This window comes from Halomonas sp. CSM-2 (assembly GCF_002119345.1).
GTDB lineage: Bacteria > Pseudomonadota > Gammaproteobacteria > Pseudomonadales > Halomonadaceae > Vreelandella > Vreelandella janggokensis.
Genome location: NZ_NBYR01000007.1, coordinates 31,180 through 51,201, shown reverse-complemented (window position 1 = coordinate 51,201; position 20,022 = coordinate 31,180). Strand labels below are relative to the sequence as shown.

Here is a 20,022-nt window from a genome sequence, read left to right as displayed (position 1 = left end):
TTGCTTGACGACCTAGTCGCGGAACACGCGCACGCCCAGCGCCTTCAGGTAGGACGTCTCGGGGATCGCCGGATGTACCGGGTGGTCCGGCCCCTGGTGACCCTGGAAGATCACCTGAGCGTGGCGGTCCTGATGGCGCGCCGCGCCGCGTACCACATCTACCAGACGCTCCGGCGCCAGGTGCATGGAGCAAGACGCCGACATCAGCAAGCCGTCACGCCCCAGCAAGCGCATTGCTTCGCGGTTCAGACGGTTGTAGGCACGTTCGCCATTGGGGATATCCTTGCGTTTCTTGATAAACGCGGGCGGATCCAGAATTACCACGTCGAATTGTTCGCCGTCGGCTTTAAGCGCCGCCAGCGCCTCGAACGCATCGCCTTCACCAATGGCGACCTGTTCCTGTAAGCCGTTGAGTTCGGCGTTGCGGGCCACTTGCTCAAGCGCAGGGCCAGATGAATCGACACACAATACCTCAGAGGCACCGCTGGCGGCAGCCTGCACCCCCCAACCGCCGACATAGCTGAATACGTCCAGCACCCGCTTACCGGCAACCTGAGTATTGAGCCAGGAACGGTTGACCCGATGATCGAAGAACCAGCCGGTTTTCTGACCATCGATGACCGGCACCACAAAACGCACGCCGTTCTCTTCCAGCACGACTTCGTCGGGCAATGTGCCCTTGACCACTTCCACCTGGGCATCCAGGCCTTCCTGGCGACGCCCGCCGGTGTCATTGCGGAACACAATCGCGCTGGGCTTGAGGACTTTCTCCAGGGCATCGACGATTTCTTCGGCCAGCGTCTGCATACCCGCAGTGTTCAATTGCACCACCACCACATCGCCGAAGCGGTCGATCACCAGCCCCGGCAACAGGTCACCTTCCCCGTGAACCAGACGGTAAAACGGTTGTTCAAACAGGCGCTGACGCAAGGCAAGCGCCTGGTTAAAGCGATGCACGAACAACGAACGATCCAGGCGCATCTCGGGATCACGTGACATCACCCGCGCCGCAATCAGCGAATGCGGGTTCACATAGGCGACCCCGAGGGTTCTACCGTTGGATGCCTCGACCAGGGCAGCTTCACCCGCGGTAAAGTTCTTCAGCGGGGTTTCCTTGATATCGACTTCGTTGGAATAGATCCACAGGTGACCCGCTTTGAGGCGGCGGTCAGCGTTTTTATTCAGGCGCAGGCGTTGGGTCACAACAATCTCCAAAACAGCTTTGGCTTCAAAAGCTCGGTTTCTAACACCAGTATTCAGGCAGCAGGGCTTAAAACGTGGGCTCAAACCTGGGCTTAAAAATTTAGAAAAACAAAAAAGTGTGGCGCCCCGATTAGCGCTGGCAGCCAGGGCAGAACACGCTGGCTCGCTGGCCAAGCGTAATACGGCGCAGCTCCACCCCACAGCGCATGCAGGGTTGACCGTGCCGACCATAAACATTCAGCCGCTGAGCAAAATAGCCAGGCTCGCCCTGGCCGCTGACGAAATCACGCAGCGTGGTACCGCCCTGGATAATGGCAGCCGCCAGCACTTCCTTCACGGCAGCCGCCAACTTCTCGTAACGGGCCAGAGAAATACGCCCTGCCGCCCGCCGGGGATCAATCCCCGCCATGAATAACGCTTCAGCGGCGTAGATGTTGCCAGCACCGACGACCACACGGTTATCCATCAAAAAGGGCTTTACGGATACCCGCTTATTGCGTGAGATGCGATACAGCCATCGCCCGTTAAAGGCATCATCCAGAGGCTCGGGGCCCAGATGCATCAGGCGCCTGTCAGCGCTGCCGTCTCCCTGCTGCCAATCGACAAAGCCAAACCGCCGCGGATCATGGTAGCGCAACACATCGCCGCTTTGGGTCACCACATCCACGTGATCATGCTTTTTAGGCAAGTCACCCACACGCGCAATCCGCAAGCTGCCCGACATCCCCAAATGCCACAGCAGCGTCGCCTCTCCCTCAGCGGTAGCCAGTGGAACCTGGAGGTACTTGGCTCGGCGTGCCAACTCACCGATACGAGACCCCACGAGCCGTTCGGCGAAATCGTCCGGTACCGGCACGCGCAAACGGGGCTGGCGCACCAATACCTCGGTGATTTCCTGACCTTCCAGATAAGGTGCAATACCCCGCCGAGTGGTTTCAACTTCGGGCAGCTCGGGCATGATGAGAGCCTTTGATGACAGAGTGGTGACGATCGTTGACGCTTGCGGTGTTCACGCTTGCATGCGCTGAACACCCAGGCATGCAAAAACCCGGCTTGGGGCCGGGTTTTTGACAGGCGCTCGCCTGCAGTGAAAGCCAGTCATCGTAACCGTAGTTACTTGATTTTGGCTTCCTTGTACATGACGTGCTTACGGACCACCGGGTCGTATTTCTTGAATTCGAACTTGTCCGGGGTATTCCGCTTGTTTTTATCAGTGGTGTAGAAGTGGCCTGTACCGGCACTGGACACCAGCTTGATCTTATCGCGCATGGTTTAACTCTCCCAATTTTTGGCCAAGAATGGTTAGCCAAACAAATAGCTTAGATGGCGTCGCCGCGCTTGCGGATATCGGCCAGAACCGTCTCGATGCCTTTCTTGTCAATGATGCGCATACCCTTGGAGGAAACGCGCAGCTTGACGAAGCGGCTTTCAGCTTCAACCCAAAAACGATGGGTGTGCAGGTTCGGCAAGAAACGACGACGTGTCTTGCGCTGGGAGTGTGAAACGTTGTTACCAGTTACCGGACGCTTGCCGGTAACCTGACATACTTTGGACATGAGAGCCTCCAACCGCTTGGCCAGGATATAATAACCTGAGTGTTCAAAACTGTCGGGCAAACCGGAGCAGGGAAGGAGTCGACGTATTTAACCGCCAAGCTTTAACCAAATCCGTTATTCAACCCAAGTTTAAAGGTGGCACTTTATACCAGAGCACCTGGCGATCAGCAAGAAAAACCGTTGCAGAAGGGCGAAAAAACCGCTTTTTGCTCATTTTACTTACGTTAATCACTGATTACCGGGCCAGCACCGCTATAGCCAGCCGCGCTCGGCAAATGACACCACGTCTCCGTCCCCCACCACGAAATGATCCAGCACCCGCACGTCAAACAGGGCGAGCGCTTCTTTCAGGCGATCTGTAATGCGTCGATCAGCATCGCTGGGCTCAGCAACCCCCGAAGGATGGTTGTGGGCCAGGATAACAGCGCCAGCGTTGTGCACCAGGGCACGCTTGGCAACTTCGCGGGGATAAACGGATGCGCTGTCTAGGGTACCGCGAAACAGGGATTCATAGCGAATAATTCGGTGCTGTGTATCCAAAAAAAGCACCGCAAATTCTTCGTGGCCCAAATGGCGCAGCTGTGCACTCAAATAATGGCGCACCAGGGTGGGCGATGTCAGCGCTTCACCGCGGGCAAGCTGGGAAGCCAGATGCCGCCTTGAAAGCTCAAGCGTCGCTTGCAACTGAGCGAACTTGGCACTACCCAGCCCGCGCGCGTTACAAAAGCTATCCTGGTCGGCCTCCAGCAGTTGACGCAGGCCACCAAAACTAGCAAGCAGATCTCGCGCCAGGTCGACCGCTGAACGCCCCTGAACGCCGACACGCAGAAAAATAGCCAGCAGCTCGGCATCGGATAGCGCTTGCGCGCCCAGATTCAATAGCTTTTCTCTTGGCCGCTCGCCTTCCGGCCAGTGGTTAATGCCCATCATCGCCTCCCTGCGCGGTGTTTCACCTGTCCCTATGCGTGAATGCAGCATGCCAAATTGTGCGGACGAATGGTATGGTAAGCCTCCTAAAGAACGCTCAATATGGATCCTCTGCCATGACGTCCGTGACTTCGACCACAATGCCAATTGCTAACGGTAAGCGCGTGCTGCTGGGCATCAGTGCCGGTATCGCCGCATATAAAAGCGCGCTGATCGTGCGACTGTTGAAACAGGCGGGCTGCGAGGTTCGCGTCGTCATGACCGATGGTGCCCAGGCATTCATTACCCCGCTGACGCTACAGGCGCTGTCGGGTGAACCGGTAAGAACCTCGCTGCTCGACCCTGAAGCCGAGGCGGGCATGGGCCACATTGAGCTTGCCCGTTGGGCCGATGTCTTGTTGATTGCCCCGGCGACCGCTGACCTTATTGCTCGTCTGGTCCATGGCATGGCCGATGACCTGCTGACCACGCTCTGCCTGGCCTCGGAGGCGCCCAGGTTGATCGCTCCGGCCATGAACCAGGCCATGTGGCGCCACCCCGCCACCCAGCGCAACGTGGAACGGCTCGCTTGCGATGGCTGGCAGTTGATAGGCCCTGCCGCTGGCGACCAGGCCTGCGGCGACGTTGGCCCAGGCCGCATGAGCGAACCCGAAACGGTTGTTGACGCGCTATTGCGCCAGTTTTCGCCCCTGAGCAGCGCGACGCCGAAAGCGTCAGCGCCGCATGTCGTGATTACTGCAGGCCCCACCCGGGAAGCCCTCGACCCGGTGCGCTACCTCTCCAATCACAGCTCGGGAAAGATGGGCTACGCCCTGGCCGCCGCGGCCGCCGCCCAGGGTGCCAGGGTCACGTTGATCAGCGGCCCGGTGACGCTGGCAACGCCTGCAGGCGTCACACGCATTGACGTTGAAACCGCCGAGCAGATGCACCAGGAATCGCTGCAACTGGCCCCTAAGGCAGCGCTGTTTATCGGCTGTGCCGCCGTCGCTGATTACCGCGCGGCAAGTGCCGCCGAGCATAAGCTGAAAAAGACCGATGACAGCGACAATTTGACGCTGACCCTGATCAAAAACCCCGACATTATTGCCTCGGTGGCAGCACTTCCACCTGCCAGTCGCCCTGTGGTGGTCGGCTTTGCCGCCGAAACCCAGGACGTTGAACGCTATGCAGCGGACAAGCTGACCCGCAAGCGCCTCGACATGATCGTCGCCAACGACGTTAGCCAGCAAGGCATGGGCTTTGGCAGCGACGACAACGCGGCGCTTCTGCTATGGCGCTCCCCCCAGGGTATCGAGCGTCGGATGGAAGTCCCCCAGCCCAAAACACAGTTAGCGGAGCGCGTGATCCAACAAGCCCTGACGCTACTCCCCTCGCCTAACGGAGCAACCTTATGAGCCCCCGTCCTCGCCTGCAGTGCAAAATGCTGGATGAACGACTGCGTGACTATTTACCCCATTATGCGACCAACGGGTCAGCGGGCATGGATCTACGTGCGCTGCTTGACGAGCCGCTTACCCTGAACCCGGGCGACACCCAGCTCGTACGAACGGGCCTGGCGATCTATATTGAAGACCCCGGCCTTGCCGGCATGATTTTGCCGCGCTCCGGTTTGGGGCATAAGCACGGCATCGTGCTGGGCAATCTGGTGGGGTTGATCGATGCCGACTACCAGGGCGAGTTGATGATTTCCGTTTGGAATCGAGGGCAAAGCGCTTTCACGATTGCCCCCTTTGAGCGATTGGCACAGTACGTGCTTGTTCCGGTGGTACAGGCTGAACTTGATCTGGTCGATCAATTTAGCGATTCCACCCGCGGCAGCGGCGGCTTCGGCAGCACTGGCCGTCATTAATCGGCACTGGCCATTTTCGTAAGGATATTCCCATGACGACACCCGCAATTCCTGCTTCGATTTTTCGCGCTTACGACATCCGCGGCATTGTCGACGACACCCTTACCGAAGACACAGTGGAATGGATTGGCCGCGCTATCGGCTCTGAAGCCGCCGCACGGGGCGAGTCCACCGTGGTAGTGGCCCGCGATGGCAGGCTCTCGGGCCCTCGTCTACAGACCGCGTTAATGCGCGGCCTGAACGCGGCCGGGCGTGACGTGATTGATATCGGCATGGTGCCCACCCCGGTCCTGTATTTCGCCACCCATATTCTCGACGGCACCCGCTCGGGCGTCATGGTCACCGGCAGCCATAACCCACCCGATTACAATGGCTTTAAAATCGTGCTCGACGGCGAGACGCTCTCCGGCGACGCCATCACCGCGCTTTATGAGCGTCTCGAGTCGGGCGCACTGGAAAGTGGGAGCGGCAGCATCCGCCAAGAGGACGTGCGCGACATTTATATGCAGCGCATCCTCGATGATGTTAGCGTCAGCCGCCCCCTCAAGGCAGTGGTCGACTGCGGCAACGGCGTGGCGGGCGAGCTTGGCCCGCAATTGATCGAGCGCCTGGGCGTTGAAACGATACCACTGTTTGACGAGATAGATGGCACCTTCCCGAACCACCACCCTGACCCCGGCAAGCCCGAAAACCTCAAGGACCTGATTCGCACGGTCCAGGAAACGAACGCCGATATCGGTCTGGCCTTCGACGGCGATGGCGACCGGCTTGGCGTGATTACCCCAAGCGGCCGGTTGATCTACCCGGACCATCTGCTAATGGCGTTCGCCACTGACATGCTAAGCCGCAACCCTGGTGCCAAGGTGATTTTTGACGTCAAATGCACCGGCAACCTGACCCAGGTGATCAGTGACGCAGGCGGCGAACCGGAAATGTGGCGTACAGGCCACTCGCTGATCAAGGCACGCATGAAAGAAACCGGCGCCCAGCTGGCCGGTGAAATGAGCGGTCATATTTTCTTCAAGGAGCGTTGGTACGGCTTTGACGACGGTATTTATGCCGCCGCACGACTTGTCGAGATTCTGGCCAACTACCCAGGCGATGCCGATGCCTATTTTGATAGCTTCCCCCAGGACATTGGCACACCAGAAATCAACATTGCCGTCACCGACAGCAACAAATTCACCCTGGTGGATAAACTTGCTCGGGAGGGCGACTTCGGCGATGGTATTAAGACCACGCTGGATGGCATTCGGGTCGACTACCCGGACGGCTGGGGTCTTTGCCGTGCCTCAAACACCACGCCCGTGTTAGTACTACGTTTTGAAGGAAAAAACGAGGCAGCCTTGACGCGTATTAAAGCGCAGTTTGCCAACGCACTGAAAGGCGTCGACCCCGCCTTGACGCTACCCCAGGTTTGACCTGGAACGCCATCATGCTGCGGGACCGAGCCCAATAGAAGGCACGGCCCGACATGAGCGTCACAGTGCGCTGAATACCCATAAGTTAGCCACATCATTTTCAAGGGACAACGTCATGAGTTCAGCCAGTCGCGACCCCCAGGTCGTTGTGGAGGTGCTTTCCGAAGCCCTCCCCTATATTCAGCAGTTTTCCGGCAAAACGGTGGTCGTCAAATATGGCGGCAACGCAATGACGGAAACCACCCTGATCGACTCCTTTGCCCGCAACATCGTGTTAATGAAGGAAGTGGGCATCAATCCGGTGGTCGTTCATGGCGGCGGCCCCCAGATTGGCGACTTGCTGGCCAAACTCAATATCGAATCGCGCTTCGTCAACGGCATGCGCGTCACCGACTCGCAGACCATGGACGTGGTGGAAATGGTGCTCGGCGGGCTCGTCAACAAGAGCATCGTCAACCTCATCAACCAGAGTGGTGGCAAGGCGATTGGCCTGACCGGCAAGGACGGCGCGCAGATTCGTGCCCGCCAGTTGAAGGTCGAGCATCAAAGTCCTGAAATGACCGCCCCGGAAATCATCGATATTGGTCATGTGGGCGAAGTCGAGTCGATCTCCACCGACTTGATTGAAATGCTCGCAAAGCGCGACTTCATCCCTGTGATAGCGCCGATTGGCGTGGACGGCGAAGGTCACAGCTACAACATCAACGCGGATCTGGTGGCCGGCAAGATTGCCGAGGCTCTCAACGCCGAAAAGCTCATGCTGCTGACCAACGTGGCAGGCCTGATGAATGCCAAGAGCGAGGTACTCACCGGCTTGACCACGGCTCAAGTTGACGCCCTGATTGCCGATGGGACTATTCATGGTGGCATGCTGCCTAAAATTCAGTGCGCATTGGATGCAGTGAAAGGCGGCGTCAACAGTGCTCACATCATCGATGGCCGCGTACCGCATGCCGTGCTGTTGGAGATCTTCACCAACGCCGGGGTCGGCACGCTGATCACCGACACTCACTAACCGCGACGGAGAGCAACATCATGAGCGATGAACGCAAGCCTCGCCGCCGCGAGCAGATCCTTCAGGCCCTTGCCCTGATGCTTGAAGAAGACAGTGGCAAGCGGATCACCACTGCGGCACTAGCCCGCCAGGTAGGCGTCTCGGAAGCCGCTCTGTATCGCCACTTCCCGAGCAAGGCGCGCATGTTCGAAGGGCTGATCGATTTTATCGAAGAAAGCATCTTTGCCCGCATTACCCGGATCATGGACGAGGTCCCCGACGCCACTAACCGCTGTGGCACTATCTTGTCACTGGTACTCGGTTTTGCCGAGAAGAACCCGGGCCTTGCACGCGTCATGGGTGGCGACGTATTGACCGGCGAAACCGCGCGCCTACGGCATCGGATCCACCAGCTGTTCGAACGGCTGGAAGCCCAGTTCAAGCAAATCCTTCGCGAAGCCGAATTGCGTGAAGGGCGTCGCCCGAGCATCCCCGCCTCGGCGGCGGCGAACCTGCTGATCGCCCACGCCGAGGGGCGTATCTCCCAGTATGTGCGCAGCGATTTCAAACGTCTGCCCACGGACTACTGGGATGATCAGTGGATCCTGCTGTCGGGCCAGCTGCTGCGCGAAGCGGTGCAGCCCGCTTAGCGGCAAATCGGTCAGGCTACAGTTCAATCCTCCATAAAAAAACGGCACCCCTTGGGGTGCCGTTTTTATTAGGTCTAACCTGCTCGCTTACTTAAGCCGCGATGGCATCGCCCATTTTCTGGCGCAACTTCTTCATGGCATTTTTTTCGAGCTGGCGAATACGTTCGGCGCTAACGCCGTACACGTCGGCCAGGTCGTGTAATGTCGCCTTGTCCTCGGCCAGCCAGCGACGCTGGAGAATATCCCGAGAGCGCTCATCCAGCTCTTCAAGCGCCAGCTGTAGACGGCGCGTCGAGTCTTCCTCGAAATCGCTGTCTTCAAGCTGCGTTGCCGGATCAGCCGCCATGTCATCCAGGAAGTTGACCGGCGCCTGGTAGGCGCTGTCTTCATCGTCGCTTGGCGAGGCATCGAAACCGGCATCGTAGGACGACAGCCGTCCTTCCATATCACGCACAACGCCAGGTTTGACGTTAAGGTCTTTGGCGATGGCATCGACTTCATCATTATTGAGCCAGGCCAGGCGTTTCTTCGCGCTGCGCAGGTTGAAAAACAGCTTGCGTTGCGCCTTGGTGGTCGCAATTTTGACAATACGCCAGTTACGCAGCACAAACTCGTGGATCTCGGCCTTGATCCAGTGCACCGCAAATGAAACCAGGCGAACGCCCTGATTGGGGTCAAAGCGCTTGACGGCTTTCATCAGACCCACGTTGCCTTCCTGAATCAAGTCGGCTTGCGCCAGGCCATACCCCGAATAACTACGGGCGATGTGCACAACAAAGCGCAAATGCGATAGTACCAAGCGTCGCGCTGCCTCCAGGTCGCCTTCATCGTGCAGGCGGAACGCAAGCTCACGCTCTTCTTCGGCACTCAGAACCGCAATGCCGTTGACCGCTTTGATATAGCCGCCTAGGTCATTGCCTGGTGATAGCTGTCCCACCGGTAGAAGACTAGTGCTCATGTGCAGGTGGTCTCCCTTGTAACCCTTACGTGGTTAGTGTGTCTCTATGACCTTGCCGTGTAGACAAGGTTCCCTCGCCGTCGCCTGATGAGCAACGCGGGCCGTTCAGCGCGGACGGATACTGGCAAGATGCCGGGACACGGCAAGCCATGCGCCCAGCCAGCCAAGTAGTGTACTGCAAGATAGCAAAATTGTGGAGCCTGTGAAGTCCAATCGGGGCAACGAAAAGCTGGCGCCGTAACTTTCCGCCAAGGCGGCCACCGGCATTGATAACCAGTGGTTACCCAACGACAGAAGTCCCAGTGCCAGTACGCCGCCGCCAACGCCGTACCAGGCGCCGCTGTACAGGAAGGGACGCCTGACAAACGCATGGGTTGCGCCTATCAGCATCACCACTTCAATTTCACGGCGCCGGCTCTCCACCGATAGCCGGATGGTATTGCCCACTACCAACAACACCCCGAGGCCAAACAGGACCCCCAGCGCGAGCGCAACGCGCGTTCCCAACGCCGCCAAGTGGCGCAGGCGCTCTACCCAGGCCAGATCGAGGCGCACTTCGTCGACACCCGTCATGTCGCCTAACCGCTCAGCCAGTGTCTGCATAAGTTCAGGATCAACGCTACCCGGGCGCACCACGATACTGTGCGGCAGAGGGTTATCATCAAGCCCCGAGAGCGCATCCTCAACGCCCAGCGACTGCTGAAAATCAGCCATGCCCTGCTCAGCACTGACATACCGAGTGCTGTGCACATCGTCATCAGCGCTGACCGCCTGCTCGATGCGTTCGGCCTCTGGCGTCTCAACGCCGGTTTCAAGGTAAACGGTGAGGGTGGCGCTTTCGTCCAGCTCAGCATCCAGCAGCCGGGCACTGTCCAGGGTTAACCACAGCGCGGCGGGGAGCACCAGCGCGATGGCGATTGCCAGCATGGTCAGTAAATTGCCCAGCGGGTAGCGAATCAGTCGCTGGAGGCTGTCGAGCGCCATTGCCCGGTGGTGCCTACCCCAGGCGCGCAGGCGGCTAGAACGGCGCGGCTGCTGAGATCGCGCGCCCTGTTTTTGAGGGCGCTGGGCTTCCTTGGTCGCCGCGCGGGGACGCCCCGAGCGAGGCGCGGCGCCTTTGGGTTTGATACCGGTGGGTCGTTTCATGCGGCCCCCTCGTCCGCTACCAGACGGCCGTCGCGCAGGCGTATGATCCGATGCTGCAATCCCGCGATCAACGCCAGATCGTGACTGGCAATCATGACGGTCGTACCAATCCGGTTAAAGTCTTCAAACAATCCCATGATGTCAGCGGACAGTTGGGGGTCCAGGTTGCCCGTCGGCTCATCGGCGAGCAGCAGGGCCGGCTTGTTGACGACGGCGCGGGCAATACCCACGCGCTGCTGCTCACCGCCGGAAAGCTCAATGGGTAACGCTTTCTCACGGTGCAACAGCCCGACTTTATCCAGGGCTGCACGCACGCGACGGGCCGACTCGCGGGGTTCGATGCCCTGGATATCCAGGGGTAGCGAGACGTTGTGAAACACGCTGCGGTCAAACAGTAACTGGTGATCTTGGAAGACCACACCAATCTGGCGCCGGTAAAACGGCACCTGGCTGGCATGCAACTGGGCAATATCGTGCCCTGCCACCACCACGCGCCCCCGACTCGGCTTCTCTAGGCGCATGACCAAGCGCAACAGCGAACTCTTGCCCGCGCCGGAGTGGCCGGTAAGAAACACCATCTCGCCCCGCGCTACGCGAAAGTTAAGGTGCGATAGCGCCTCGAAGCGCCCTCCGTAGCGTTTACCCACATGCTCAAAGGCGATCATGGGTTGGCATCGTCTCCCTGGCGGTCAAACAGCGCGTTGACAAAGTCTTTCGATTCGAAGGGCCGCAGATCATCCAGCCCTTCGCCGACACCGATAAAGCGGATCGGCGTATTGAGCTGCTTCGCCAGGGCGAAAATAATCCCGCCCTTGGCAGTGCCGTCCAGCTTGGTCAGCGTAATACCGCTGACCGGCACGGCCTCGTTGAAGGTACTGGCCTGGGAAATGGCGTTTTGCCCGGTGCCCGCATCCAGCACCAGCATCACTTCGTGAGGCGCAGACTCATCGATCTTTTTCATCACCCGGTGGACTTTTTTCAGCTCTTCCATCAGGTGGCCCTTGTTGTGCAGACGACCTGCCGTATCCGCGATCAACACATCAACACCGCGCGACTTGGCCGCTGCCACCGCGTCATAAATCACCGAGGCACTGTCGGCCCCTGTGTGCTGGGCAATGACCGGTACGCTATTGCGCTCCCCCCATACCTTGAGCTGCTCCACGGCGGCGGCACGGAAGGTGTCCCCGGCCGCCAGCATGACACTTTTGCCTTCACGCTGAAAACGCTGGGTAAGTTTACCGATCGTTGTGGTCTTGCCCACACCGTTGACGCCAACGACCAATATCACGAAGGGACCGTCGCTGGCTTTGTCAAAGCTCAGCGGTATGGTGACCGGCTCAAGCATGGCCGCCAGCTCTTCCTGCAGACCACGGTAAAGGGCCTCGGGATCCTTCAGCTCTTTGCGCGAGACCCGGGCTTCAAGCCGCTCGATAATCTCGCTGGTCGCTTCAATACCCACGTCGGCCATCAGCAACTGGGTTTCAAGATCTTCTAGCAGCTCGTCGTCGATCTGCTTTTTGCCCAGGAACAGATCGGCAATGCCGTCGGTCAGGTTCGCGCGGGTTTTGCCGAGGCCTGACTTGATACGCGACAGCCAGCCTTTTTTCCCGCCTTTGTCAGCAGACGGTTTCTCCTGCAGCGCCGGTTTTTCAACTGACGCAGGCTCTGGCTCTGGCTCTGGCTCTGGCTCTGGCTCTGGCTCTGGCTCTGGCTCTGGCTCTGGCTCTGGCTCTGGCTCTGGCTCTGGCTCTGGCTCTGGCTCTGGCTCTGGCTCTGGCTCTGGCTCTGGCTCTGGCACAGCGTCAGGCGCAGACGGACGCTCGTCAACGTCGACTTCCTCGCGGCGGGCATGTTCGGGTGCCTGATCATCGTCTTTCGGCTCATCAGTCGCCTGCTCCTGGGAGGGGTCGACCTGAGACTCGTCCTGCGCTTCCTGCTGGGAATCCTGCTTTTGTTTACGCTTAAAAAAACCAAACATGGATGTCATCCGACTGAAAAAGGTAAAGAATGGGATTATCCTACCACCGCCAACCAAGACTTTGGATAACTAGCCCGCTACAATCCGCGTTATGACTCGAAACCGCTCCACTCGCCCACCCTCGTCGCGCCGTTCGGCTGCCAAGCCGCTGGGTAAGCTACGCATTATCGGCGGTGATTTCCGCCGCCGCCAACTGCCGGTCCTCGACAAGCCAGGCCTGCGGCCCACCCCGGACCGCGTGCGTGAAACGCTGTTCAACTGGCTTGGCCAGGCGCTTTACGGAAAAAAGGTACTCGACCTTTTCGCCGGCACCGGCGCGCTTGGGATTGAAGCCATCTCACGCGGGGCGGCACGGGTCACCTTCGTCGAAAGTGACCGCCAGGTGGCCGCCCACATTACCCGCAACCTTGAAACACTCAAAACCCACCAAGGTGATGTCGTTGTTAGGGATGCCCAGGCCTTTCTCATGCAACCGGCCCAGTATTTCGATATCGTCTTTCTGGATCCACCGTTTTATCAGGGCTGGGTAGCCGAGTGCTGCGCTACCCTTGAAGCTGGCCATTGGCTCGCACCGGAGGCCATGGTTTACCTGGAGACCGAGCGCGACCTGATACCGGACGTACCCACGCACTGGGTGCTGCACCGCGAGACCCAGGCGGGGGAAAGCACCGCCAGGCTATATCAACGCCGCGCCCCATAATCAGCGCTTGCGGCTTTGCAGTTCGGGCGTTACGCTCGCCCCATTATTTTTAACCGTTTGTTTTACAGGCAAGCATGTCGCTTGTTTTGATCTGGAGGTGGGCATGAGCCTAGAGTTATTCAATCAGCTTGAGCAGCGCGTTACCGATACCGTCGAGGCGCTGGAAATGATGAAGCTGGAAAACGAGACACTACGTAATGAAAACACCCAGCTCAAGCAGGAACACGAAGAATGGGAGCGTCGCCTGAGCGCCCTGCTGACTAAATTTGATGACGACCCATCCTGAGGCAATATCAGCCCTGAGCAGAGCGTGACATCAACAGCGCACTCTCACGCCCGGCAGCCCCTTCGGCTGCCGGGTAGTAGTCTCGCCGATAGCCGTCCTGCTGAAAGCCAGCGCCTTGATACAGCCGAATCGCCGCTGCGTTGCTTTCACGCACTTCCAGCAGCACCCGCTCACTTTGCCAGCGAGCGGCGACGGCGAATACGGCCTTGAGCAACTGACCGCCGATGCCGTGCCCACGCTGCTCCGGCAGCACACCAATGGCTTGCAGTTCGGCGTCGAAGGGTAATCGGGCCAGCAGCGCGTAGCCTGTCAACTGGCTTTCCTGCCAGTCGCCCAGCACGCAGGCCGTATCCGCCACCAAGGCCTCCCTAAGCAACGCGATACTGACGCCACTCAGGGCGCGCGTTTCAAGCGCTGCCAGTAACTGGAAGTCACGTTGACTCAGCTCAGTGATCATCTCGATCCGGTACCGGCCAATCTTGCGCCAGAGCATGCAACGCAGGCCATAAGTTGCGCTTGGCATCGGCACTGTGCAGCAGCGTGGCCAACGACGGTGCCTGCCATACCGGCAGCTCCAGCGTGCGGCTTTGCTGGTTATCAACGTCGAGCACCTTGGCAAGCGAGGCGCTATCCGGGTCGGTGGCGTCAGCCCCCCACAAAAGAATTTTTTCCAGTTGCCATTGTTGGCGGATGGCCGCCCCGCTGATAAACGCATTCACCCCCTCGCGCGCTTCTTCGAGGGGGTCTTCTGGTTCAAAGGCGTTGGCCATGGGCGGCCACTTGAAGAACATCACCTCCGGCAGCGACCCACCGGCAAGCCCCACCGCCTGGCATATATTGGCGAGCAGGCGCTGCTCAGAAGCATCGATCTCACCCGCATGGATGCTTAGCCAGCGCCTGCCGATACACACACACGACACGCCAAACTGCAGCGGTTCCTTGGCCACCGGCGCTTCGCTGGGCGTGGGTACGGCGGCGGGGGCTGCTGCTTCTGGCTTACTGAGAGGGGCCTGGTGCTCTTCCAACAGGGCACGCACGGCCGCCGGCGATGCCGTCACTTCGTCTGAGGCGGTCTGCGCTTCCGCAGGCGCCGAGCGAGGCGCGGGCACATCATCCAAAAGGGCCTGAAGACGCTCGCGCGGCGGCGTGGGCGTTGCAGGGGTGTCATCCCACTCACAGGTTTCCGTGGGCCGCGCGTTAGGCAACTGATAGCGCGATGCCCAAGCGGTAATCCCCATCGCCTCGAGGTAATGTCGGCGGACAACCTCTGGGGTCACTGCCCGCCCCCTCGGCAGTTGGGCGAGTCAGGGCGCTGACCGCCGCGCACTTCCCATTCATGAGGGGTATACAGGTGAAGGGCTAGCGCGTGCACCGGGCCGGATAGCTCGTCGGCCAGCAGCGCATAGATTTTCTGGTGGCGCTTGACGGGCATCAGGCCGTCGAAGGTGTCGCTCACCAACGTCACCTTGAAATGCGTTTCAGAATTCGCGGGGACGTTGTGCATATGGCTTTCATTTTCTACCTGCAGCACGTCGGGCGCTAGCGCCGCTAACTTCTGCTCTATCTGTGCCTGCAGCGTCATGGAGGCTCTCCTTAGGTCGGAAACCCTTCCATTGTACGCGCTTACTGGCCGCCAGACGATGCCCGACGCGCAACCAGCGCTCGCCGCGCCAGCGACACCCGCGAAAGGCTCGCCAGCAGCGCCAACAATGTGGTGGCAGCCCCCAGCCATAACGTGACCTGCACGGGAGCACCCAGTGCCAGCGCAGCGCCCACCAGCGCAACCCCCACCGACTGCCCCACCGTTCGCGTGGTACTCATCACACCCGATACATTGGCGCTGCGTTCGGGCGGCAGGCTACTCATCATTTCGCGGTTATTGGGCGGCTGGAAGAGGCCAAATCCGATGCCGCACAGCGCCGTACGCCATAAACTGCCCGTCACACCGGTCGATTCATCGACGAATGCCAGGGCAATCAGGCCGACAATCAACAGCACCAGCCCCGTGCTGGAAAGCACGCTGGGGTTAATTCGGTCGGCCAGCCGCCCGGCTAGTGGCCCGACGACCATGATGGCCAGCGGCCAGGGGGTGAATAGCCAGGCCGTTTCCAGCGGTGTAAAGCCCATCTGCTCCTGGTAGAAAAACGAAAGCGCGACGAATGTCAGCCCCTGACCGATAAATGCCAGCCCCGAGGCCGACACGGCCAGCGTGAAGCGCTTTTCTGCAAACACGCTTAGCGGTAATAACGGATAGGGAGCGCGCCGCTGGCGGGCAATAAACAAGCCACCGGCGATCACCGCTAGCAGGCCCCAACCCGCACTCTGCCACAAAGGAGCCGCGTGACCCACGGCATCCATGGCCAGGAAAAAGCTCGCCAGCATCAACATCGAGAGCAGCGCGCCCAGGATATCGAAACTCCCCTGGCGCGGTGTTTCCCTGGGCAGCGCTCGGCTTGCCAGCCACAATGAACACACCCCCAGTGGCACATTCAGCGCGAACAGCCAGGGCCAGTCGGCAAACGACAAGATCACACCGCTTAGGGTGGGGCCCGCGGCATAGCCACCGGCCACCACCAGGGCGCTCAACCCAAGCGCACTTCCCAGCAACCGCGACGGAAAAATCGCCCGATAAAGCGATGGGCCAATGGACAGCGTCGCCGCCGCTCCCAGGCCCTGCAGCGCACGAAACACCAGCAGCGTTTCCAGGCTCCGCGACAGGGCGGCCCCCAGCGCGGCGATGACAAAGGTTGTCAAGCCAAACAGGTACAGCCGCCGACGCGTCACCAGTTCGCTGATACCGGCAAACACCAGCAGAAAAGCCGCACAGACCACCTGGAACACATTGGTGATCCACACCGATCGGGAGGCTGACACATCAAGGTCTGCCGCAATGGTCGGCAGGGCCAGGTTGATCATGGTGGTATCGACAACCGCCATCAAGGTACCGGTCACCAATGCCAGGACAGCCAAGGCGCGCTCGCCCCCTGGCAGGCCATCGTCACCGGGTCGGGTTTCAAACAGTCGCATGGTGTTCCGTTCCTGAACAGCCCTTTGGAAACAACAAAACCGGCCAAAAGCCGGTTTTACAAGAAACTTGAATAACAATCACAGCGCACTAATCAAGTTCGTTATCAAGCAGCAAGGCGTCATCAACATCGGATATTTCCAGGGCCGTGTCGTCGTCAAGATCGATGGCGAGGTAGCTATGCTCGATGCGCAGGAAGGTTTGAAACAGCGACCAGTCAAGCGTCTCGGGCCACTGGCGTTCGTCCTCTTCCCAGGCACGCAGTTCGGTTTCCAGAATTTCCGAGTAGCGTTCACGAACAAAGGCTTCGAGCGCCTCGGGCGTATCCATCTCGGGGATCAGATACACCGTGCTTTCACGTTCGACGTCGTCCAGGGTCAGGTCGTCGTCTCCCATGGTGGGTTCGAGCGCATTGATCCAGTCCACAAAGGGCTGGGTCGGCCTGACGCTCAGAGCGGAGCGATTTAGCAGTTTCATGGGATTCTCCTCGCCGTCGAAACGTGGTCATTATGGGCGCTTAATCGCGCCCTTACCAACTTTTCGTCCACAATCGCACAGTTAGCTGGCGTTAATCCGCCTCTGGGCGCATCGCCGGGAATAGCAGAACGTCGCGAATCGAAGGACTGTCAGTAAACAGCATCACCAGACGGTCGATGCCGATGCCTTCGCCAGCCGTTGGCGGCAGGCCATACTCCAGCGCACGCACGTAATCCGCGTCGTAGTACATGGCCTCAAGGTCGCCGGCGTCTTTTTCCGCTGACTGCTCGCGGAAGCGCTCAGCCTGGTCTTCGGCGTCATTAAGCTCCGAGAAACCGTTGGCGATCTCGCGCCCCCCCACAAAGAACTCAAAGCGATCCGTCACAAACGGGTTGGCATCGTTACGCCGCGCCAAGGGGCTGACCTCGGCCGGATATTCGGTGATAAAGGTCGGCTGGTCGAGCTTGTGTTCGGCCACTTCTTCAAAGATTTCCGTCTGGACCTTACCCAGCCCCCAGCTCTCCTTGACCTTGATGCCCAGTTTTTCGGCTAAGGCACGGGCAGCGTCCAGTGTATCCAGGTCCGCATCGCTGATGCCATCACCGTGGTCAAGAATTGCCTGGCGCAGCGTCAAGCGGGCAAAGGGCTTGCCGAAGTCGTAACGGGCACCCTGGTAGTCAATGGTGGTGGTACCCAGCACTTCCTGAGCCGCCGTGCGCAGCATGGCTTCGGTCATATCCAGCAGGTCGTGGTAATCCGCATAGGCCCAGTAGAACTCGACCATGGTGAACTCTGGATTATGCCGTGTCGAAAGCCCTTCGTTGCGGAAATTACGGTTGATTTCGAAGACTTTCTCAAAGCCGCCCACCACCAGGCGCTTGAGATAAAGCTCCGGGGCAATACGCAGATACATGTCGATATCCAACGCATTATGGTGGGTAATAAACGGACGCGCCGCCGCACCGCCAGGAATCGGCTGTAGCATCGGCGTTTCGACTTCCATAAAGCCGCGGGCTTCAAAGAAACGACGCATGGAACTGATGACCGCCGCGCGAGTCTCGAATACCTTGCGCGATTGCGGGTTCATGATCAGATCGACATAGCGCTGGCGGTAGCGGGCTTCCTGGTCGGTCAGGCCGTGGAATTTATCCGGCAACGGACGCAGGCTTTTGGTGAGCAGCTGCGCTTCTTTCATCATCACGTACAGATCGCCCTTGCCGGACTTGTGCACGGGGCCGTGGCCAGCGACGATGTCACCGATGTCCCAGCTTTTAACGTCTTCCAGCACCTCGGCAGGCAGGCCTTTTTTATCAACGTAGAGCTGGATCTGCCCGGCCACGTCCTGAATAACAATGAAGGGGCCTCGTTGGCGCATTACGCGACCCGCTACTGACGCATGGTGATCCAGCTGTTCAAGCTCGGCCTTGTCTTTATCGCCAAAGGCGTTTTGCAGCTCAACGGTTAAGCTATCGCGGCGGAAATCGTTCGGGAAAGCGCTCTTGCCCTGCTCAGCCGCCTGCTCACGGCGGGCCGCGAGCTTGGCCCGGCGCTCCGCAATCAGGTGGTTTTCGTTATCGAGAGAAGACGCGTCTTGATTAGCCATCGGGCACCCTATTAATGATCAAACCCTGAAAATTACAAACCCTGCTTGAGACTGGCGACGATAAACTGGTCCAAATCGCCATCGAGCACTTTTTCACAGTTGCTGGACTGGACGTTGGTACGCAAATCCTTGATGCGCTGGTCGTCAAGCACATAGGAGCGAATCTGACTGCCCCAGCCAATGTCGGATTTGGCGTCTTCCGCCTGCTGCTTGGCCTCATTACGCCGCTGCATCTCGTGTTCCCACAGCTTCGCCTTCAACTGTTTCATGGCGAAGTCGCGGTTGGCGTGCTGGCTACGCTGGCTCTGGCATGCCACCACAATGCCGCTGGGCTCGTGGGTGATGCGCACCGCTGAGTCGGTGGTGTTAACGTGCTGACCGCCCGCACCGCTTGAACGGTAGGTATCCACGCGAATATCCGACGGGTTGATATCCACTTCGAAGCTGTCATCAATTTCCGGGGACAGAAACACTGACGCAAAGGAGGTATGGCGGCGACCGCCAGAGTCAAACGGGCTTTTGCGCACCAGGCGATGAACGCCGGTTTCGGTACGCAGCCAGCCGAAGGCGTACTCCCCCTGGATATGCAGCGACGCCGATTTTATGCCGGCCACATCGCCGGCTGAAATCTCGATGATATCCGTCTTGAAACCGTGGCTTTCTGCCCAACGCAGGTACATGCGGAGCAGGATATTCGCCCAATCCTGGGCTTCCGTACCACCCGACCCCGACTGAATATCCAGGTAGGCGTTGTTCTCGTCCATTTCGCCGGAAAACATACGGCGAAACTCGAGCTTTTCAAGGCTGGCCTGCAGGTTATCCAGCTCTTTGCGCACCTCGTCGACGGTGCCTTCGTCATCTTCCATTTCGGCAAGCTCGAGCAGGTCCCGGCTATCGCCCAGCCCCTGCTCAAGGTCGTCAATGGTGGCCACGATCGCCTCGAGGGACGCTCGCTCTTTACCGAGCTTCTGCGCGTAGTCCGGGTCGCTCCAGACATTGGGGTCCTCCAGCTCGCGGGTGACCTCTTCTAGCCGATCCTGCTTCTCGGCGTAGTCAAAGATACCCCCTAAGAACCTCTGTCCGTTCAGACAGGTCCTTGATCTGGAGGTGAATCGGGTTAGTTTCCAACATGGAATACCTTGGTATTGGTCAGTAAAAGATCAAGTCAGTGAAAAGGTTCACAAGAAAGAAGCGCATTGTAACGAAACCCAGCGCTTACCGCATCCATCCTCAACATCGACCCTACGCA

General features: G+C 59.2%; 23 protein-coding genes. 7 read left to right on the top strand and 16 right to left on the bottom strand.

All coding sequences use genetic code 11. The annotated features are described in order from the left end of the window. Window positions 1–12 precede the first annotated feature (12 nt). The 5 genes from B7L15_RS07260 to radC all read right to left on the bottom strand — a co-directional run bounded on the left by B7L15_RS07260 (window position 13) and on the right by radC (window position 3,686). Window positions 13–1,203 carry a class I SAM-dependent rRNA methyltransferase gene (locus B7L15_RS07260; protein ID WP_085918326.1) on the bottom strand — a complete coding sequence of 397 codons (1,191 nt, stop codon included), beginning with the start codon at window positions 1,201–1,203 and terminating at the stop codon, window positions 13–15. A gap of 130 nt (window positions 1,204–1,333) precedes the next feature. Next, window positions 1,334–2,161: a bifunctional DNA-formamidopyrimidine glycosylase/DNA-(apurinic or apyrimidinic site) lyase gene (mutM, locus tag B7L15_RS07255; RefSeq protein WP_085918325.1), complete on the bottom strand. Its 828-nt coding sequence runs from the start codon at window positions 2,159–2,161 to the stop codon at window positions 1,334–1,336. Window positions 2,162–2,316: 155 nt separating this feature from the next. Beyond that, window positions 2,317–2,472, bottom strand: coding sequence for a 50S ribosomal protein L33 (gene rpmG, locus B7L15_RS07250; RefSeq protein ID WP_027337782.1), 156 nt, complete (start codon window positions 2,470–2,472; stop codon window positions 2,317–2,319). A 50-nt stretch (window positions 2,473–2,522) separates the two neighbouring features. Next, window positions 2,523–2,759 (bottom strand): 50S ribosomal protein L28, encoded by a 237-nt coding sequence (rpmB, locus tag B7L15_RS07245; protein ID WP_066319413.1) that lies wholly within the window; start codon window positions 2,757–2,759, stop codon window positions 2,523–2,525. 252 nt (window positions 2,760–3,011) lie between these two features. Then, window positions 3,012–3,686: a RadC family protein gene (gene radC / locus B7L15_RS07240; protein ID WP_085918324.1), complete on the bottom strand. Its 675-nt coding sequence runs from the start codon at window positions 3,684–3,686 to the stop codon at window positions 3,012–3,014. Window positions 3,687–3,802: 116 nt separating this feature from the next. Here radC and coaBC point away from each other — a divergent pair, with 116 nt between their 5' ends. From coaBC to slmA, 5 genes are all read left to right on the top strand, one after another. Then, window positions 3,803–5,080 (top strand): bifunctional phosphopantothenoylcysteine decarboxylase/phosphopantothenate--cysteine ligase CoaBC, encoded by a 1,278-nt coding sequence (coaBC, locus tag B7L15_RS07235; protein ID WP_085918323.1) that lies wholly within the window; start codon window positions 3,803–3,805, stop codon window positions 5,078–5,080. Then, window positions 5,077–5,535 carry a dUTP diphosphatase gene (gene dut, locus B7L15_RS07230; protein ID WP_085918322.1) on the top strand — a complete coding sequence of 153 codons (459 nt, stop codon included), beginning with the start codon at window positions 5,077–5,079 and terminating at the stop codon, window positions 5,533–5,535. The genes coaBC and dut overlap by 4 nt, the downstream gene beginning before the upstream one ends. A gap of 32 nt (window positions 5,536–5,567) precedes the next feature. Further along, window positions 5,568–6,956, top strand: a complete 1,389-nt coding sequence (locus B7L15_RS07225) for a phosphomannomutase/phosphoglucomutase (RefSeq protein ID WP_085918321.1) — start codon at window positions 5,568–5,570, stop codon at window positions 6,954–6,956. A 115-nt stretch (window positions 6,957–7,071) separates the two neighbouring features. Then, on the top strand, window positions 7,072–7,971 hold the full coding sequence (gene argB / locus B7L15_RS07220) for an acetylglutamate kinase (protein ID WP_085918320.1): 900 nt from the start codon (window positions 7,072–7,074) through the stop codon (window positions 7,969–7,971). Between the two features lie 20 nt (window positions 7,972–7,991). Then, window positions 7,992–8,600 carry a nucleoid occlusion factor SlmA gene (slmA, locus tag B7L15_RS07215; RefSeq protein ID WP_085918319.1) on the top strand — a complete coding sequence of 203 codons (609 nt, stop codon included), beginning with the start codon at window positions 7,992–7,994 and terminating at the stop codon, window positions 8,598–8,600. Between the two features lie 91 nt (window positions 8,601–8,691). On the opposite strand, the gene rpoH is transcribed toward slmA, so the two are convergent. The 4 genes from rpoH to ftsY form a co-directional block, all read right to left on the bottom strand. Further along, a complete protein-coding gene (gene rpoH, locus B7L15_RS07210) occupies window positions 8,692–9,558 on the bottom strand; it encodes an RNA polymerase sigma factor RpoH (protein ID WP_085918318.1) in 867 nt (288 codons plus the stop codon). Between the two features lie 105 nt (window positions 9,559–9,663). Further along, window positions 9,664–10,704, bottom strand: a complete 1,041-nt coding sequence (gene ftsX, locus B7L15_RS07205) for a permease-like cell division protein FtsX (RefSeq protein ID WP_085918317.1) — start codon at window positions 10,702–10,704, stop codon at window positions 9,664–9,666. Then, window positions 10,701–11,369, bottom strand: coding sequence for a cell division ATP-binding protein FtsE (gene ftsE, locus B7L15_RS07200; RefSeq protein WP_085918316.1), 669 nt, complete (start codon window positions 11,367–11,369; stop codon window positions 10,701–10,703). Before ftsE ends, ftsX begins: the two co-directional genes overlap by 4 nt. Further along, on the bottom strand, window positions 11,366–12,682 hold the full coding sequence (gene ftsY, locus B7L15_RS07195) for a signal recognition particle-docking protein FtsY (RefSeq protein ID WP_085918459.1): 1,317 nt from the start codon (window positions 12,680–12,682) through the stop codon (window positions 11,366–11,368). Before ftsY ends, ftsE begins: the two co-directional genes overlap by 4 nt. A 91-nt stretch (window positions 12,683–12,773) precedes the next feature. Here ftsY and rsmD point away from each other — a divergent pair, with 91 nt between their 5' ends. Continuing rightward, window positions 12,774–13,382, top strand: a complete 609-nt coding sequence (rsmD, locus tag B7L15_RS07190; protein WP_085918315.1) for a 16S rRNA (guanine(966)-N(2))-methyltransferase RsmD — start codon at window positions 12,774–12,776, stop codon at window positions 13,380–13,382. Between the two features lie 103 nt (window positions 13,383–13,485). Continuing rightward, window positions 13,486–13,668: a cell division protein ZapB gene (gene zapB, locus B7L15_RS07185; RefSeq protein WP_085918314.1), complete on the top strand. Its 183-nt coding sequence runs from the start codon at window positions 13,486–13,488 to the stop codon at window positions 13,666–13,668. 7 nt (window positions 13,669–13,675) lie between these two features. Here the strand turns inward: zapB and rimI are convergent, their stop codons facing one another. The 7 genes from rimI to prfB all read right to left on the bottom strand — a co-directional run bounded on the left by rimI (window position 13,676) and on the right by prfB (window position 19,904). Next, a complete protein-coding gene (gene rimI, locus B7L15_RS07180; protein ID WP_085918313.1) occupies window positions 13,676–14,125 on the bottom strand; it encodes a ribosomal protein S18-alanine N-acetyltransferase in 450 nt (149 codons plus the stop codon). Further along, the gene (locus tag B7L15_RS07175) at window positions 14,115–14,945 is read right to left on the bottom strand and encodes a hypothetical protein (RefSeq protein ID WP_085918312.1); all 831 of its coding nucleotides are present in this window, start codon (window positions 14,943–14,945) and stop codon (window positions 14,115–14,117) included. The genes rimI and B7L15_RS07175 overlap by 11 nt, the downstream gene beginning before the upstream one ends. Further along, window positions 14,942–15,250, bottom strand: coding sequence for a BolA family protein (locus tag B7L15_RS07170; RefSeq protein ID WP_085918311.1), 309 nt, complete (start codon window positions 15,248–15,250; stop codon window positions 14,942–14,944). Before B7L15_RS07170 ends, B7L15_RS07175 begins: the two co-directional genes overlap by 4 nt. Window positions 15,251–15,291: 41 nt before the next feature. Further along, complete coding sequence (locus B7L15_RS07165) at window positions 15,292–16,695, bottom strand: MFS transporter (RefSeq protein WP_085918310.1); 1,404 nt, start codon at window positions 16,693–16,695, stop codon at window positions 15,292–15,294. Between the two features lie 88 nt (window positions 16,696–16,783). After that, on the bottom strand, window positions 16,784–17,170 hold the full coding sequence (locus B7L15_RS07160) for a hypothetical protein (RefSeq protein ID WP_085918309.1): 387 nt from the start codon (window positions 17,168–17,170) through the stop codon (window positions 16,784–16,786). Window positions 17,171–17,261: 91 nt separating this feature from the next. Then, window positions 17,262–18,773 (bottom strand): lysine--tRNA ligase, encoded by a 1,512-nt coding sequence (lysS, locus tag B7L15_RS07155; RefSeq protein WP_085918308.1) that lies wholly within the window; start codon window positions 18,771–18,773, stop codon window positions 17,262–17,264. A gap of 32 nt (window positions 18,774–18,805) precedes the next feature. Then, a protein-coding gene (gene prfB / locus B7L15_RS07150; RefSeq protein ID WP_139839357.1) for a peptide chain release factor 2 occupies window positions 18,806–19,904 on the bottom strand; the annotation gives its coding sequence in 2 pieces (ribosomal slippage) (window positions 18,806–19,828 and window positions 19,830–19,904; 1,098 coding nt in all). Window positions 19,905–20,022: the final 118 nt, after the last annotated feature.